The sequence below is a fragment of the Clostridium sp. AM28-20LB genome, assembly GCF_003480665.1.
GTDB classification, from domain to species: Bacteria; Bacillota; Clostridia; order Lachnospirales; family Lachnospiraceae; genus Otoolea; species Otoolea fessa.
Window position 1 is genome coordinate 480,514 of record NZ_QUJN01000001.1, and the last position, 14,711, is coordinate 495,224.

At 48.7% G+C, this 14,711-nt stretch carries 18 protein-coding genes; 2 read left to right on the forward strand and 16 right to left on the reverse strand.

Annotation, left to right across the window (positions count from 1 at the left end; genetic code table 11):
- Nucleotides 1–98 precede the first annotated feature (98 nt).
- Entirely contained in the window at nucleotides 99–308 is a 210-nt protein-coding gene (locus tag DW739_RS02230) for an alpha/beta-type small acid-soluble spore protein (protein WP_022358773.1), read from the forward strand.
- A 155-nt stretch (nucleotides 309–463) separates the two neighbouring features.
- Here the strand turns inward: DW739_RS02230 and pgeF are convergent, their stop codons facing one another.
- The 13 genes from pgeF to DW739_RS02295 form a co-directional block, all read right to left on the reverse strand.
- On the reverse strand, nucleotides 464–1,354 hold the full coding sequence (gene pgeF / locus DW739_RS02235) for a peptidoglycan editing factor PgeF (RefSeq protein WP_118742554.1): 891 nt from the start codon (nucleotides 1,352–1,354) through the stop codon (nucleotides 464–466).
- A 70-nt stretch (nucleotides 1,355–1,424) separates the two neighbouring features.
- Complete coding sequence (locus tag DW739_RS02240; protein ID WP_118742555.1) at nucleotides 1,425–1,811, reverse strand: YraN family protein; 387 nt, start codon at nucleotides 1,809–1,811, stop codon at nucleotides 1,425–1,427.
- Nucleotides 1,812–1,826: 15 nt separating this feature from the next.
- Entirely contained in the window at nucleotides 1,827–2,498 is a 672-nt protein-coding gene (locus DW739_RS02245) for a ribonuclease HII (RefSeq protein WP_117795445.1), read from the reverse strand.
- Between the two features lie 6 nt (nucleotides 2,499–2,504).
- The gene (gene ylqF / locus DW739_RS02250) at nucleotides 2,505–3,380 is read right to left on the reverse strand and encodes a ribosome biogenesis GTPase YlqF (RefSeq protein WP_022358769.1); all 876 of its coding nucleotides are present in this window, start codon (nucleotides 3,378–3,380) and stop codon (nucleotides 2,505–2,507) included.
- A gap of 24 nt (nucleotides 3,381–3,404) precedes the next feature.
- Nucleotides 3,405–3,950, reverse strand: coding sequence for a signal peptidase I (lepB, locus tag DW739_RS02255; RefSeq protein WP_106999916.1), 546 nt, complete (start codon nucleotides 3,948–3,950; stop codon nucleotides 3,405–3,407).
- Nucleotides 3,951–4,185: 235 nt separating this feature from the next.
- Entirely contained in the window at nucleotides 4,186–4,533 is a 348-nt protein-coding gene (rplS, locus tag DW739_RS02260; RefSeq protein WP_022360232.1) for a 50S ribosomal protein L19, read from the reverse strand.
- Between the two features lie 154 nt (nucleotides 4,534–4,687).
- Nucleotides 4,688–5,446 carry a tRNA (guanosine(37)-N1)-methyltransferase TrmD gene (gene trmD / locus DW739_RS02265; RefSeq protein ID WP_118742556.1) on the reverse strand — a complete coding sequence of 253 codons (759 nt, stop codon included), beginning with the start codon at nucleotides 5,444–5,446 and terminating at the stop codon, nucleotides 4,688–4,690.
- Nucleotides 5,447–5,508: 62 nt separating this feature from the next.
- Entirely contained in the window at nucleotides 5,509–6,021 is a 513-nt protein-coding gene (gene rimM / locus DW739_RS02270) for a ribosome maturation factor RimM (protein ID WP_106999918.1), read from the reverse strand.
- 141 nt (nucleotides 6,022–6,162) lie between these two features.
- On the reverse strand, nucleotides 6,163–6,390 hold the full coding sequence (locus tag DW739_RS02275; RefSeq protein WP_022360235.1) for a KH domain-containing protein: 228 nt from the start codon (nucleotides 6,388–6,390) through the stop codon (nucleotides 6,163–6,165).
- 32 nt (nucleotides 6,391–6,422) lie between these two features.
- The gene (rpsP, locus tag DW739_RS02280) at nucleotides 6,423–6,662 is read right to left on the reverse strand and encodes a 30S ribosomal protein S16 (RefSeq protein WP_106999919.1); all 240 of its coding nucleotides are present in this window, start codon (nucleotides 6,660–6,662) and stop codon (nucleotides 6,423–6,425) included.
- Nucleotides 6,663–6,743: 81 nt separating this feature from the next.
- Nucleotides 6,744–8,111, reverse strand: coding sequence for a signal recognition particle protein (gene ffh, locus DW739_RS02285; RefSeq protein WP_106999920.1), 1,368 nt, complete (start codon nucleotides 8,109–8,111; stop codon nucleotides 6,744–6,746).
- Between the two features lie 15 nt (nucleotides 8,112–8,126).
- The gene (gene ylxM / locus DW739_RS02290; RefSeq protein ID WP_106999921.1) at nucleotides 8,127–8,468 is read right to left on the reverse strand and encodes a YlxM family DNA-binding protein; all 342 of its coding nucleotides are present in this window, start codon (nucleotides 8,466–8,468) and stop codon (nucleotides 8,127–8,129) included.
- Between the two features lie 160 nt (nucleotides 8,469–8,628).
- Entirely contained in the window at nucleotides 8,629–9,993 is a 1,365-nt protein-coding gene (locus DW739_RS02295) for an MATE family efflux transporter (RefSeq protein WP_118742703.1), read from the reverse strand.
- Between the two features lie 217 nt (nucleotides 9,994–10,210).
- On the opposite strand from DW739_RS02295, the gene DW739_RS02300 reads away from it, so the two are divergent.
- Entirely contained in the window at nucleotides 10,211–11,290 is a 1,080-nt protein-coding gene (locus tag DW739_RS02300; RefSeq protein WP_106999922.1) for a Xaa-Pro peptidase family protein, read from the forward strand.
- A 170-nt stretch (nucleotides 11,291–11,460) separates the two neighbouring features.
- Here the strand turns inward: DW739_RS02300 and gatB are convergent, their stop codons facing one another.
- The 3 genes from gatB to gatC are packed head-to-tail and all read right to left on the reverse strand — an operon-like array spanning nucleotide 11,461 to nucleotide 14,709.
- A complete protein-coding gene (gene gatB / locus DW739_RS02305; protein WP_118742557.1) occupies nucleotides 11,461–12,897 on the reverse strand; it encodes an Asp-tRNA(Asn)/Glu-tRNA(Gln) amidotransferase subunit GatB in 1,437 nt (478 codons plus the stop codon).
- 1 nt (nucleotide 12,898) lies between these two features.
- Nucleotides 12,899–14,374: an Asp-tRNA(Asn)/Glu-tRNA(Gln) amidotransferase subunit GatA gene (gatA, locus tag DW739_RS02310; protein WP_118650835.1), complete on the reverse strand. Its 1,476-nt coding sequence runs from the start codon at nucleotides 14,372–14,374 to the stop codon at nucleotides 12,899–12,901.
- A 41-nt stretch (nucleotides 14,375–14,415) separates the two neighbouring features.
- A complete protein-coding gene (gene gatC, locus DW739_RS02315; protein ID WP_106999925.1) occupies nucleotides 14,416–14,709 on the reverse strand; it encodes an Asp-tRNA(Asn)/Glu-tRNA(Gln) amidotransferase subunit GatC in 294 nt (97 codons plus the stop codon).
- Between the last annotated feature and the right edge of the window lie 2 nt (nucleotides 14,710–14,711).

Consider the following 14,711-nt stretch of genomic DNA (forward strand, 5'->3'; position numbering starts at 1 on the left):
TCACTTTTAAGATCCGCATACTGAGAATGTAACAAAAAGAGACACCCGGACAAACGAAAGTTTGAAGGGGCACACGCAAAAAAAAGGAGGCGTCTGTTATGTCTAGTTCCAACAACACTAACAAAACCAATGTACCGGAAGCCAAGGAAGCGATGAACCGCTTTAAGATGGAGGTTGCCAATGAGATTGGCGTTCCGTTAAGCGAGGGCTACAATGGTAACCTGACCTCCGCACAGGCTGGTTCCGTCGGCGGCTATATGGTCAAAAAGATGATTGAGGAACAGGAAAAAAAGATGGCTGGTAAATAAGGCATCGTAGGGCTCTTCTGAATCTTCGCTGAAACGGCGAAAAAAACGGCAGCAGCATGATTGACAAAACCGGACTTGAACGACCGATTTTCAATCATGCTGCTGTTCTTTTCTGCAAAACATTCATTCACTTGTTTGACAGACAGATTGTATACTTACTTTAGCGATAAAAATGCCGCCAGATTCCCCCTCTTATCTCCCATCACGCGGTGTGAATATAAAAGATCCGGATTGCATTTCGTACATACATTCGTCACAGCCAGATGCTCCGGCAAAATTCCGGCATCCAGGAGCACCCGGCGGTTCGCGCCCCAGAGGTCAAGCTGGTACTTGCCATTCCCCTTATTCATGAGAATCGATTTCCCATTCCAGGAATAACAGGATGTTGAATCATCCTGACTGATTTCTGCTCCAAATTCTTCTTTAAATGCGTCTGCCACATCCTCACTGACCTCATAACAGTCCCGGCAGATGCTCGGTCCGATGCAGACGCACAGATCCTCCGGCTTCGTGCCGAACGCCTCTCCCATCGCCTCGATCGTTTTCTGTCCCATCCGGTGAACGGTTCCCTTCCAGCCGGAATGCGACAGTCCGATGGCACGATGCACCGGATCTACAAAATATAATGGTACACAGTCCGCAAAAAATGTAACCAGCGTCAGCCCCGGCACGTTTGTGATAAGTCCGTCGATGTTTTCATAATCGCGCTCCCGCCAGATTCCTTTTCCAGCGTCCGCTTCCGTAACAAGACGGATATTCGTCGTGTGCGTCTGATGGCTGAGCACCATCTTTGACACATCCGCTCCCAGAATCCGCGCCATTTTCCGGTAATTTTCAAGCACATCGTCCCGGTTGTCGCCGCGCGTCAGCGAAAAGTTCATCGTACTGAAATATCCCTTGCTCGCTCCGCCAAGCCGGGTAGAAAATGCGTGGCGCACCATCCTGGTCTGCTCTAAGAGCGGAAAGGTAAAATAAGCCACTCCGTTTGACTCACGAAGGGTAATTGGTGCCGGATGAACTGTTTTTTGTATATAGGTAAGCGCCATGATTGTCACATCCTTTTTCTGTCTCTTGCTCAAATCTGATTGTGCAGTTTTTGAATTCTCTCATTTGTAATTATCCGCACCAGAACGCGTCCCGAATTAATCTCACGTTACTGCCAAGCACCGCCACCACATCAAACCGGCATGGCGTGTCCTCGGAAATATGATAATGCGTCATATAATACCGGGCGGTACGAAGAATCCGCGCCTGCTTGCGGGCATCCACTGCCTCCGCCGGATCGCCTTCGTGTTCATCGCGGCGGTATTTGACCTCGATAAAAACCAGGTAGTCTCTATCTCTTGCGATAATATCAATTTCACCCTGGCGACAGCGGAAATTCCGGCAGAGAATCTGATAACCGTGCCGGATGAGATATTCACACGCCAGAGTTTCATATTCAGTTCCGATGGCACGGCGGTTGAATGAATTTCCATGAAGATGAAAGTTTCTTTCTCCCATTCAGCTCCCTTTCTGTTATTTCATTCCCTGCATCGCGGCTTCCTCGCCCAGCAGCTTCTTCAAAAAGGTTCTCCGATGGATCGGGCATGGACCATAGGTTAAAATTGCCTCGTTATGCATCTTAGTTCCGTATCCTTTATGCTTCGCAAACCCGTATTCCGGATAGATTTTATCGTACTCCATCATCATATGATCCCTCGTCACTTTTGCCAGGATACTGGCTGCCGCGATCGAGACACTTTTTGCATCGCCCTTGATAATCTTAATCTGCTTTTCCTCCGAAATCCCCGGAATGATGACCGCGTCATTTAAAAAGATATCCGGCTCCTGCGGAAGCTGTGCGACTGCCTGACGCATTGCTTCATAGGTCGCCTGCAAAATATTGATGGAATCGATCACCTCCGGGCTTACAATTCCAATTCCGTAGGCAGCTGCCTTTTCTTTGATTTCCAGAAATAATTCTTCCCGGCATTTTTCCGACAATTTTTTGGAATCGTTCAGCCGCAGAATCGTACAGTCTTTCGGAAGTACCGCGACCGCCGCCACCACCGGACCGGCTAATGGACCTCTGCCCGCCTCATCAATGCCGCAGACGATCCCTGCACTTTCGTACTGATGTTCATAGGCGCGCATTCCTTCGAGACGCGCCAGTTCTGCTTCCAGTTTTTCTCCTGTTAGTTTTCTCATGTTTTCCTATACCTCCGGCACTTCCAGCGTCACGCGCCCCAGTTTGCCGCTGCGGAAGTCATCTAATAGGAAGCCAGCCGCTTTTTTCGTATCCAGCTCGCTGCCCTTTAAAAGACAGGAACGTGCCCTTGCGATTTCACGCAGAATTTCCCAGGCTTTTTTTGTATCTTCGCCGTCCCCAGCCGTATTCTCAACCAGCGTCACACCATACCGCTCTTCCAGGCGCTTTCCGTAACGTCCGGACATATTTTTGATCAGCTCGGCTGCCAGCTCTTCCTTATCCAGAATCTCATCGTTGATCGAGCCGATAAATGCAAGGCACAGTCCCACATTCGGATCTTCAAATTTCGGCCAGAGGATTCCCGGCGTATCGAGAAGTTCCAGTGTCTTATTTAAGCGGATCCACTGGTTTCCCTTGGTAACACCCGGTTTATTTCCAGTCTTGGCGCAGGCTTTTCCGGCAAAGGAATTGATAAAGGTCGATTTTCCGACATTCGGAATGCCGACTACCATCGTCCGCACCGGGCGGTTTTTGATACCGCGGCGGCGGTCACGCTCAATTTTCTCCTTGCATGCCTCCTGCACCAGCGGCTGGATCTGCTTCATTCCCATGCCGCTGCGCGCGTTGATGCGGAGTGCATGGATGCCCTGCTCCTTAAACCATGCGATCCAGCGCTCTGTACAGCCGTCGTCCGCCAGATCCGCCTTATTTAAAAGGACAATCCGTCCCTTTCCCTTCGCAAGCTCATCAATATCCGGGTTGCGGCTGCCGAGCGGCACGCGCGCATCCACCAGCTCAATCACCAGATCGATCAGCTTGATATCTTCCTTCATGGCTCTTTTTGCCTTTGTCATATGTCCAGGGTACCATTGTATCTGCATGAAATTTTCTTCCTTTCTTAGAACCTATCTCGACGAAATCAACCCAAACCGGCTAACCGGCTGGATCCGCAGCCAGACCTTTCCTTTGATCTGCCGGAACTTCACATTTCCCACATTGGAAAAGCGGCTGTCCTCACTGCCGGAGCGGTTGTCACCCAGCAGAAAATATTCGTTTTTATCCAGACTAATCGGATATTCCGCCAGTCCAGCCAGAGCCGCCTTACCCAAGTCGTTCGGGGCGTCTAATTTTTCATTATTAATGTAAATATAACCGTCCTTGATCTGCACCGTCTCACCTGGCAGTCCAATGACGCGTTTTATATTGTAATTTCCCGTTTCTTTTTCAAATACAATAATGTCATAGCGCTTTGGGCGCATCACGCGGTAACTCAGGCGGTTCATCAGAACCTTTTCGTTCTGCGACAACACCGGTTCCATTGATTGACCGCTCACCCGTATCTGTGTCCCCATCGCAAACACGGCGAACCACGCGATCGAAATTACCACCGCGATATCCACGATCCATCCAACCACCAGACGGATGCGGTTTTTATCCTCTTTCAGCTCCATATGTCACTCCCTCTCTATCCATTCCCCATGAATCATCGCTCATGTCGCAAGCGACCGCGCTCGGCGCGAGAATGTGCCAGGGCACATTCTTTTTTATAATAGGGAATCACAAGGAATTTCCTATTACACGAAAAAAAGCTGCTGCACAGTTCCTCCCGCCGCGCCGGACACACATAACCGCATATCCGGATGCACAGCGGGCTGACCTGTACAGCAGCCCCATCCGCTTCAGAAATTATTTTACTAACTCTTTTACCTTCGCTGCCTTGCCGATTCTGGATCTCAGGTAGTTCAGTTTTGCTCTTCTTACTTTACCTCTTCTTACTACTTCAACGTTCTCTACAGACGGAGAATGTAACGGCCAGGTCTTCTCTACACCAACACCGTTGGAGCTCTTTCTAACAGTGAAAGTCTCGCGAACGCCGCCGTTCTGTCTCTTAATAACAGTTCCCTCGAAAACCTGAATTCTCTCGCGGTTTCCCTCTTTGATCTTAGCAGATACACGTACTGTATCGCCTACGTTGAAACTCGGAACGGTTTCCTTTAACTGAGCTGCTTCAATGTTCTTAATAATCTCGTTCATCTTTGTGAACCTCCTTTAAAATCTTTGATGTTCTTAATACGATCTTTTATCCCGTAAAAACGTGCTTCCTGTAACAGCGGAACATCTCTTTATTTCACAGAATATGATTTTATCATAGAAATCCTTGATTTGCAAGGACTTTCTGCTCTCTTTTTTAGAGTTTTTTTGTTTCTTTTTCCTCTTTCTGACGAATTAGCTCTTCCAGATATTTCTTCTCTTTCTTATCCAGAACCGCATCTTTTAAAAGATCCGGGCGGCGTTCCAGCGTCCGTTCGATCGATTTCTGACGGCGCCAGGTCTCGATATTTTTGTGATGCCCGGTCAGAAGTATGTCCGGGACCGCCTTATCCATGAATACAACCGGGCGGGTGTACTGTGGATATTCCAGCAGATTGTCGTGAAATGACTCAAATTCCGCGGATACGTCATTATTTAACACACCAGGCACCAGACGGGAAATGCAGTCGATCATAACCATCGCCGGAAGCTCACCGCCCGTCAGGACATAATCGCCGATGGAGAGATAGTCGGTCACAACCAGCTCTAATGCGCGCTCATCGATCCCCTCATAATGCCCGCAGAGGAACACCAGATCCTCTTCTTTCGCCAGTTCTTCCGCGATTTTCTGGTTGAAAACCTGCCCCTGCGGAGTCAGATAGATCACGCGCGGACGTTTTCCGGTGCGCGCCGCCAGATCTTCATATGCATCGTAAATTGGTTCCGGCTGCATCACCATACCGGCGCCGCCGCCATAGGGCGCATCGTCTACATGATGGTGTTTGTCCTTCGAGTAATCGCGGATATTGACCGCCTCAACCGAGATCAGCCCTTTGTCAATCGCACGCCCCGTAATACTTGTGTTCAGTCCCCCCATTACCATCTCCGGAAACAGGGTCAGAATATGAAAATTCATCCGTTTCTCCTATATATATACACTTTCACAACGGTACTTTCATTTTAGGATTTTCATTCCATTTACAGATCCAGCAGACCGTCCATGATATGAACCGTTACGGTGCCAGCCTCCAGATCGACATTCAGGATGCATTCCTTGATGGACGGGAATAGGTATTCTTTGCCCTCAGGTCCTTCGATCACATACACGTCGTTAGCCGCTGTCTGAAGGATATCTTTCACCGTACCGAACTCCTCACCCTCGTCCGTCAGCACTTTCAGACCAATCAGATCGGCAATGAAATTCTCATCTGGATTCAGTTTCACCGCCTGATCGCGGGTGATCAGAATATCCTTATTACGGAACGGCTCGCAGTCCTCAATCCGATTCATCTCTTTAAATTTAAGAATGACCATATTTTTGAAAAAACGCACCTGTTCCACGGTCACCGGCATTTTTTCTTTTCCAGTGTCGATATACGCTTTTTTTAATTTTTTAAAACGATTCACATCATCGGTGGTAGGAAATACTTTCACATCTCCGCGCAGACCATGCGGGGATGTAATTACACCAACTCTCAGATAATCAACCATTCTATAATCCTCCTGTATGAAATAGAACGTGCCTTGCATTCCCGCGCCGGGGTGCGGTTGCGTTGGCATCCTCTTGAATTTCCTGTGATATAAAAAAGCCGGACACCCTTTCAGGCAGCCGGCTTTTCAGCTTCGTCTGTATTACTGAATCTCTACAATAACTTTCTTGTCTTCCTTGGATGAAGCCGCCTTGACAACCGAGCGAATCGCTTTCGCGATACGACCCTGTTTTCCAATTACCTTACCCATATCGGCCGGTGCAACGGAAAGCTCGATTACAGTCTCGTCGTCTTTGACCGATTCTGTAACCACTACCTCGTCCGGGTTCTCAACCAGTGCTTTCGCGATAACTTCTACTAATTCTTTCATACCTTTGCACCTCACAGGTCAGTATGCTTGATTTACTGGATACCAGCGATCTTTAAGAGTTTACCAACAGTCTCTGTCGGCTGAGCGCCTGTTGCTAACCATTTCTTAGCAGCTTCCTCATCGAATTTCAGAGTGCTCGGCTCTGTGTTCGGATCGTAGATACCGATCTCCTCGATGAATCTGCCATCTCTCGGGGATCTGGAATCTGCAACAACGATTCTATAGAAAGGAGCTTTCTTCTGACCCATTCTTCTTAATCTCATCTTTACCATTTTAAATTACCTCCTGAAATTTTCCTTATTTCCTTGAATTATAAAATATAGCTAATGCACACTGCATCTACTAACACTTGTTTAAAACGGCAGCTTCATCTTGCCAAGCATACCGCCGAGTCCGCCAAGACCCTTGCGTTTTCCGCCGCCTGCCATGCCCGGAAGCTGTTTCATCAGCTTTTTCATATCTCCGAACTGTTTTACCAGGCGGTTGACTTCTGCGATATCCACGCCTGCGCCCTGTGCGATTCGTTTCTTGCGGGACGGATTCATCAGATCCGGGTTGCGCCGCTCTTCGGCTGTCATCGAGAGGATGATCGCCTCCACGCGTCCCATCGTCTTCTCATTCTCATCTAAATCCAGACCTTTAAGCTGTCCCATGCCTGGCATCATACTCATGATGCTCGCCATGCCGCCCATCTTCTTGATCTGGTTCATCTGATCGAGGAAGTCATTGTAATCAAATTCTGCCTTCTTAATCTTGCGGCCGAGTTCTTTTGCCTTCTCCTCGTCGATCACAGCAGATGCTTTGTCGATAATGGAAAGAACATCGCCCATGCCCAAGATCCGGGAAGCCATACGGTCCGGGTAAAACTGTTCCAAATCGGAAAGTTTCTCGCCCATACCGACATAGAGAATCGGTTTTCCGGTTACCGCCTTGATAGAAAGGGCCGCACCGCCTCGCGTATCGCCATCCATCTTTGTCAGAACCACACCGTCAATGCCGATTTTGTCGTTAAACATGCTCGCTACATTGACTGCATCCTGACCAGTCATGGCATCTACAACGAGAAGTGTCTGATAAACATCCACATTCTCTTTGATCTCAACCAGCTCATCCATCATCGCTTCATCGATGTGGAGACGACCGGCTGTATCGATGATAACCACATTGTTGCCATTTTTCGCCGCGTGCTCAAGCGCTGCCTTTGCGATATTGACCGGTTTGTGGTTCGTTCCCATCGCAAATACGGGAACACCCTGTTTTTCACCATTTTTCTGCAGCTGTTCGATTGCCGCCGGTCGGTAGACATCACATGCTACCAGCAATGGATTTTTTCCCTTTGCCTTGAGCTTTCCGGCAATCTTTGCCGTCGTGGTCGTCTTACCAGCACCCTGGAGACCTGCCATCATGATGACGGTAATCTCATTGCCCGGTTTTAACGCAATCTCTGTCATCTCGGAGCCCATCAGCTTGACCAGCTCGTCGTTGACAATCTTTATTACCATCTGTCCTGGATTCAGACCATTTAAAACATCGGTTCCAATCGCCCGCTCCTGTACAGAATTGATAAACTGTTTTACTACCTTGAAGCTTACATCCGCTTCCAGAAGGGCCATCTTGACTTCTTTGAGTCCGGCTTTTACGTCGCTCTCGCTGAGTCGTCCCTTGCCTGTCAGGTTTTTAAACACATTCTGCAGTTTGTCTGCCAAGCTTTCAAATGCCATCAAAAACCTCCTGCATTATAAATCCAATATCTCGTTTGAGATTCGCCCGATTGCCTCAATCAGCGCCTGATTCTGTGTCTGGCTGAATTCTTCCGTCAACCGATGAATCTCAGTTACTTTTTCCTTGGTTTTCTGGAATTTGGCAATCAGTCCAAGCTTTTCCTCATAACCAAGAAGTGTACGGTCACAGCGCCGGATCAGATCATGCACACCCTGACGGGTAATGCCCTGTTCGTCTGCAATCTCGCTGAGGGACAGATCGTTAAATACCACATCCTTATATACACTTTGCTGATGCTTTGTCAGGAGTTCTCCGTAAAAATCATACAAAAGACCCTGTTCAACAATTTTTTCCATTCCTCATCACCTGTGTTATCATACACGATAATCTAATTGGTGTCAAGTATTTTTTCTTTACACCAATCAGATTATCAAACGAATTATTTTTTTTGCTGCTCTGTCTGTGTTTTCTTTCAAAAACAAGCAGCTTAATGATCGCATTACATCGTTTCAAATTCTATCCCCGCACCGGATGGCCATCTTCCTTCGGCATCTTCTTCGCCGCCCGCCAGAAACAGATCATATGTGCCGTCGCTGTGACCGCCCAGGAGATTGGGTACGACAGATACAGGATCGCCAGCGACCGCTGCGCTGCAAATATGGTAAAGATCCAAATCACTCGCAGTCCGCAGGCGCCGGTCAGAGAGACAAGCGTCGGCAGGATCGAATACCCAAGTCCGCGGATGCTTCCGACCATCGTATCCATCACGCCGCACAGGAAATACGTCGTACAGATGATCGACATCCGGAGCAGTCCATAGGAAATAACGTCGGCGTCTTCTGAATATATCTGCAACAGCCACGGACCGCCGAGGTATGCTGCAAATCCCAGCACCAGTCCTACTGTCACAACGACGCCCTGGCAGGTGGCAAGGATCTTTTTGATCCGCGTATATTTCTCCGCTCCGATATTCTGGCTCGTAAAGCTTAAATTGGTCTGGTACAGCGCATTCATCGAGGTATACACAAATCCCTCGATATTCTGCGATGCCGTGTTGCCTGCCATCGCGATCGAACCGAAGGAATTGACAGACGACTGAATCAGTACGTTGGAGATCGCAAAAATCGCCCCCTGAATACCAGCCGGAAGACCTACCTTTATAATAAGAAGAAGTTTTCTCCGGTTGACTCCCAGCTTGGAAAGCGACAGCTTCATCGCGCCATCTGAACGCATCAGGCAGCGGATAACCAGAAATGCGGAAATACACTGGGAAATCACGGTTGCCAGCGCGACACCCGCTACGTCCATCTGGAGCTTGGTAACAAAGAATATGTTCAGTGCTGCATTGATAACACCTGCCACGGTCAGGAAATACAGCGGGCGTTTCGTATCGCCGATCGCGCGCAGGATCGCACTTCCGAAGTTATACACCATCGTTGCCGGCATACCGGCAAAATAAATCCGCATGTAGATCGTCGATTTATCGATGACATCGTCCGGCGTCCCCATCAGTTCCAGCCAGAAACGTGAGGTAAACAAACCCAAAAAGACTAGAAACAGCCCGCTCATCAGGCTGACCGTGATCGCCGTATGGATTGTCTCGCTCATGTCGCGGTCATTCTTCGCGCCATAATAGCGTGCCACCAGAACGTTCGCACCAATCGACAGACCGATAAAGACGTTAATGAGAAGATTAATAAGGGAACTGGTCGAGCCGACTGCAGCCAGAGACTGGCTGCCTGCAAAACGCCCCACCACGATCACATCTGCCGCATTGAAAAGAAGCTGAAGCACACCGGAAAGCATCAGCGGAATGGAGTATGTAAGTACCTTTCCGAGAATCGGACCATTGCACATATCCATTTCATAGGATTTCGCCATGTTTTTCATCCTTTCGTATCTTAAAAATAAAAGTCCTTTCATTTTTCGAAGGCTGGTCAGTTGATACTATTCTACCCCCTTTCCATGCGCTTTTCAAGCGTTCTTTTAATCGTTGACTTTTTCCCGGCGCGTTTTATAATAAGGGTAGATAATTTACGGCGTAAACTGTCTGGCATCTTCCAGTTACAGCCACTTTACTTATAAGGAGGACATCATGATGAACACACAGCGACTTGAGAAAGTTTTGAAGAAAATGGAAACAGAGGGTCTCGAGCAGATGATTATTTCCGATCCATATGCGATCTATTATCTGACGGGTCGTTTTATTGATCCGGGTGAACGTCTGCTGGCACTTTACATTAACCAGTCCGGCAAGAATAAGATCTTTATCAATAACCTCTTTACCGTTCCGGAAGATCTGGGCGTAGAGAAATTCCGCTTCTCGGATACAGACGATTACCTGACTCCTCTGTGCGACTGTGTTGAGGCAGGCAAACCGCTCGGTATTGATAAAACATTTGCTGCCCGTTTCCTGATTCCGGTCATCGATCATTCGGGCGCTTCCTCCTACAAGGTCAGCTCCATCTGCATCGATGAGGTCCGTGCGTGCAAGGATGACGAAGAACGTGAAAAAATGCGTGCGGTTTCCGCAATCAATGATAAGGCGATGGCACAGTTCCGAGGTCTGATCCATGAGGGCGTGACTGAGGAAGAGATCGCTTCCAAGATGTTAGATATTTATAAGAGTCTCGGTGCAGACGGATATTCCTTTGAACCACTGGTTGGCTTCGGTGCAAACTGCGCGCTTGGACACCACGGTCCGGACAACACGGTTCTGAAAGAGGGCGACACCGTCCTGTTTGATGTTGGATGCAGGAAGGATGGCTATTGTGCCGATATGACACGTACTTTCTTCTATAAAAAAGTACCGTCTGAGAAGCACCGCGCTATTTATGAGACCGTCCGCCGCGCAAATGCTGCCGCAGAAGCAATTCTGAAACCGGGCGTTCCGCTCTGCGAAGTCGATAAAGCTGCCCGCCAGATCATCGAGGATGCCGGATATGGTCCGAACTTTACCCATCGGCTGGGACATTTCATCGGTCTGGAAGTACATGAGTACGGCGATGTTTCTTCTGCGAACACCAAGGTCGCTGAGGTTGGCAATATCTTCTCCATCGAACCAGGTATTTATGTAGAAGGCGAAGTTGGCGTGAGAATCGAGGATCTGGTGCTGATTACTGAGGATGGATGCGAGATTCTGAACTCCTTCAGCAAGGAGCTGGATATTGTAGAGTAATCACATCGCATCATTTATAACACGATTATAAAAAAGAAACTGTTACAGATGGTATTTCTGGTAATTCCGATTACAAATCACGAATCATCCAGAAAGCCAGCATCTGTAGACAGTTTCTTTTTAGTTTTCTTTAAAAGCTAATTATAATTTTCATTTATACAAAGGCGTTTTTACGCGTTCAGCTTCTCCGTCATCATTTCATTCACTTTACCCGGATTTGCCTTGCCCTTCATCAATTTCATCACCTGACCAACCAGAAATCCAAGTACCTTTGTCTTTCCACTCTTGTACTCTTCCACCGTCTTCGGGTTTGCGGCGAGCACATCGGAAACTGCCTGTTCCAGAGCACTGTCGTCATTGACCATGCCAAGTCCGTGTGCTTCGACATAGGCGGACGGATCGACATCTTGCTCGAAAATAGCTGTAAATACTTCTTTTGCCGTGTTGTTATTGATCGTTCCAGCATCGACCAGATCGATGAGCTGTGCCAGATGCATCGGGGAGAACCACAGGCTTTCAGCGTCCTGTCCTTTTTCCTTGAGCAGGCGGCTTGCCTCGCCGATCAGCCAGTTTGCCGCTTTCTTCGGTTTCTGGCAGATGGTAGTGGTCTTTTCAAACATATCCGCCATCTTCTTAGACTCAGTCAGGATGCGGCTGTCATATTCAGACAGACCATATTCACTCTGGTAACGTGCCATTTTTTCCGGCTGCAATTCCGGCAAGGCGGCGCAGACGGATTCCAGCCATTCATCGCTGATGCAGACCGGCGGAAGATCCGGATCCGGGAAATAACGGTAATCTTTCGCATCCTCTTTAGAACGCATCGCATAGGAGTATTCCTTATTGTCATCCCAGCGTCTCGTCTCCTGGATGACCTTCCTGCCCTCTTCCAGCAGCTCAATCTGGCGGGCGCGCTCGCCGTCGATCGCACGGGCAATCGCCTTGAAAGAGTTCAGGTTCTTCATCTCGGTTCTCGTACCAAATGTCTCACTTCCCACCTCACGGACCGATAAGTTGACATCGGCACGCATCGAACCTTCCTGTAACTTACAATCGGATGCGCCCAGATACTGTACCAGCAGGCGCAGGCGTTCAAGGTAGGCAATAACCTCATCAGCACTCCGCATATCCGGCTCAGAAACGATCTCGATCAACGGCACGCCGCTTCGGTTGTAATCAACCAGCGAGCAGTCTTCCCACTCGTCGTGGATCAGCTTTCCGGCATCTTCCTCCATATGAATTTCATGAATACGAATTTTCTTTTCACCGGCATGCGTGTCGATCGGGATATAGCCGTCGTGGCAGATCGGGAGATACAGTTGGGAAATCTGGTAGTTCTGCGGGTTGTCCGGGTAAAAATAGTTTTTCCGGTCAAATTTACAGAACTGGTTGATACCGCAGTTTGCCGCCAGACCGACAGACATCGCGTATTCAACAACTTTCTTATTTAAAACCGGCAGGGAACCCGGCATACCGGTACAAACCGGGCAGGTATGAGTATTTGGTTTTGCTCCAAATTCGGTGGAGCAGCCGCAGAAAATCTTGGTTTTCGTCGCCAGCTCTACGTGTACCTCCAAGCCGATGACTGTCTCATATTCTTTCTTCATCTTATCTGCCCTCCTTGTCTGTCATAACCGGAAGCTTCCATGCACCTCTCGCCTTTTCGTATGCAGATGCCGCGCCAAACAGCTTTTTTTCCTGGAAGCAGTCTGCGATCATCTGAAGCCCGATCGGAAGTCCCTTTGAATCCAGCCCGCACGGAACTGAAATGCCCGGAAGACCTGCCAGGTTGACCGAAACAGTATAAATATCGCCCAGATACATCTTCATCGGATCGGAAAGGCTGTCGCCCAGCAGCGGTGCCGTGGACGGCGCTGCCGGTCCCAGAATGACATCGTATTTCTCAAACGCCTTGTCAAATGCCTGTTTAATCAATGCTTTTGTGCGGAGTGCTTTCAGATAATATGCATCGTAGTAGCCGGAACTCAAAACGAACGAACCGAGCATGATACGGCGTTTTACCTCTGGTCCAAAGCCCTCGGAACGGCTCTTTTTATACATTTCATGTAAATCTTCATATTCCGGTGTGCGGTAACCGTACTTCACACCGTCAAACCGGGACAGGTTGGAGCTTGCCTCCGCCGATGCAATGACGTAATATGCTGGAATCGCATACTCAACCATGCCTAAATCAAAAAATTCTACTTCTGCCCCGCGTTCTTTTAACGCATCAGCTGCCGCCAGAACAGCTTTTTTTACATCTTCATCGAGTCCTTCGCCCAGATAATCGGACGGGATTCCAATCTTCATCCCTTTTACCTCTCCGGTCAGGGCAGCGGTAAAATTGTACGCCTCCCGCTTGACAGAGGTGCTGTCCTTTTTATCATAGGAAGCGATCGTTTCCAGAATTGCCGCGCAGTCTGCGGTATCTTTCGCAATCGGTCCAATCTGATCCAGCGAGGAACCGTAGGCGATCAGACCATACCGGGAAACCGTTCCATAGGTCGGTTTGATGCCGGTCACGCCGCAGAAGGAACTTGGCTGGCGGATGGAACCGCCCGTATCTGAACCAAGAGCAAAAAAGGTCTCTCCCGCTGCGACAGCCGCACACGAGCCACCGGAAGATCCGCCAGGTACATGCTCTGTATTCCACGGGTTTTTCGTCGGTCCAAACCAGGATGTCTCGGTCGTACTTCCCATCGCAAATTCATCCATATTTGTCTTTCCAAGCAGGATCGCACCGGCTTTTTTGAGGTTCAGCGCTGCCTCCGCTGAGTACGGAGGTACAAATCCCCTTAAAATTTTGGAACTGCACGTTGTCTCAATTCCCTCTGTACAAATATTATCCTTGATCGCCATCGGAACGCCCGCCAGCGGTCCGGTCAGGGTGCCATCGTCAATCTGTTTCTGGATCTCATCCGCCTGTGCCAGTGCTGCCTCCTCGGTCAGCGTTACATAAGCATGAACTGTATCTTCATATTTATGAATCCGTTCCAGAGATGCCTGTACCGCCTCCCGGACGGAGATTTGTTTTTCTTTAATTTCTTTTCCCAGCTCCAGCGCTGTTAATTCTGAAATTCCCATCCTGATTTCCTCCATATTGCTGCCTGTATCTCTACTTCTTTTTACTCCACTGTCCTCGGCACCTTGTACTGTTTTTCTTTCTGCTCCGGTGCATTCGAAAGCATCGCATCTGATTCATCTCCATTTTCCACGACATCTTCGCGGAACACATTGTGAATGTCAAAGACATGCGACATCGGTTCTACCTCCGAAGTATCAAGCTGATTCAGCATATCGATATACTCAAGCATCCGGCTCATGTCGCTTTTCGCTGCCTCCTTTTCCTCCGGAGAAAGGGAAAGCTTTGCTAAAATACCAACATAATCAATCATTTCATCGTCTATTTTCACTGCCATAA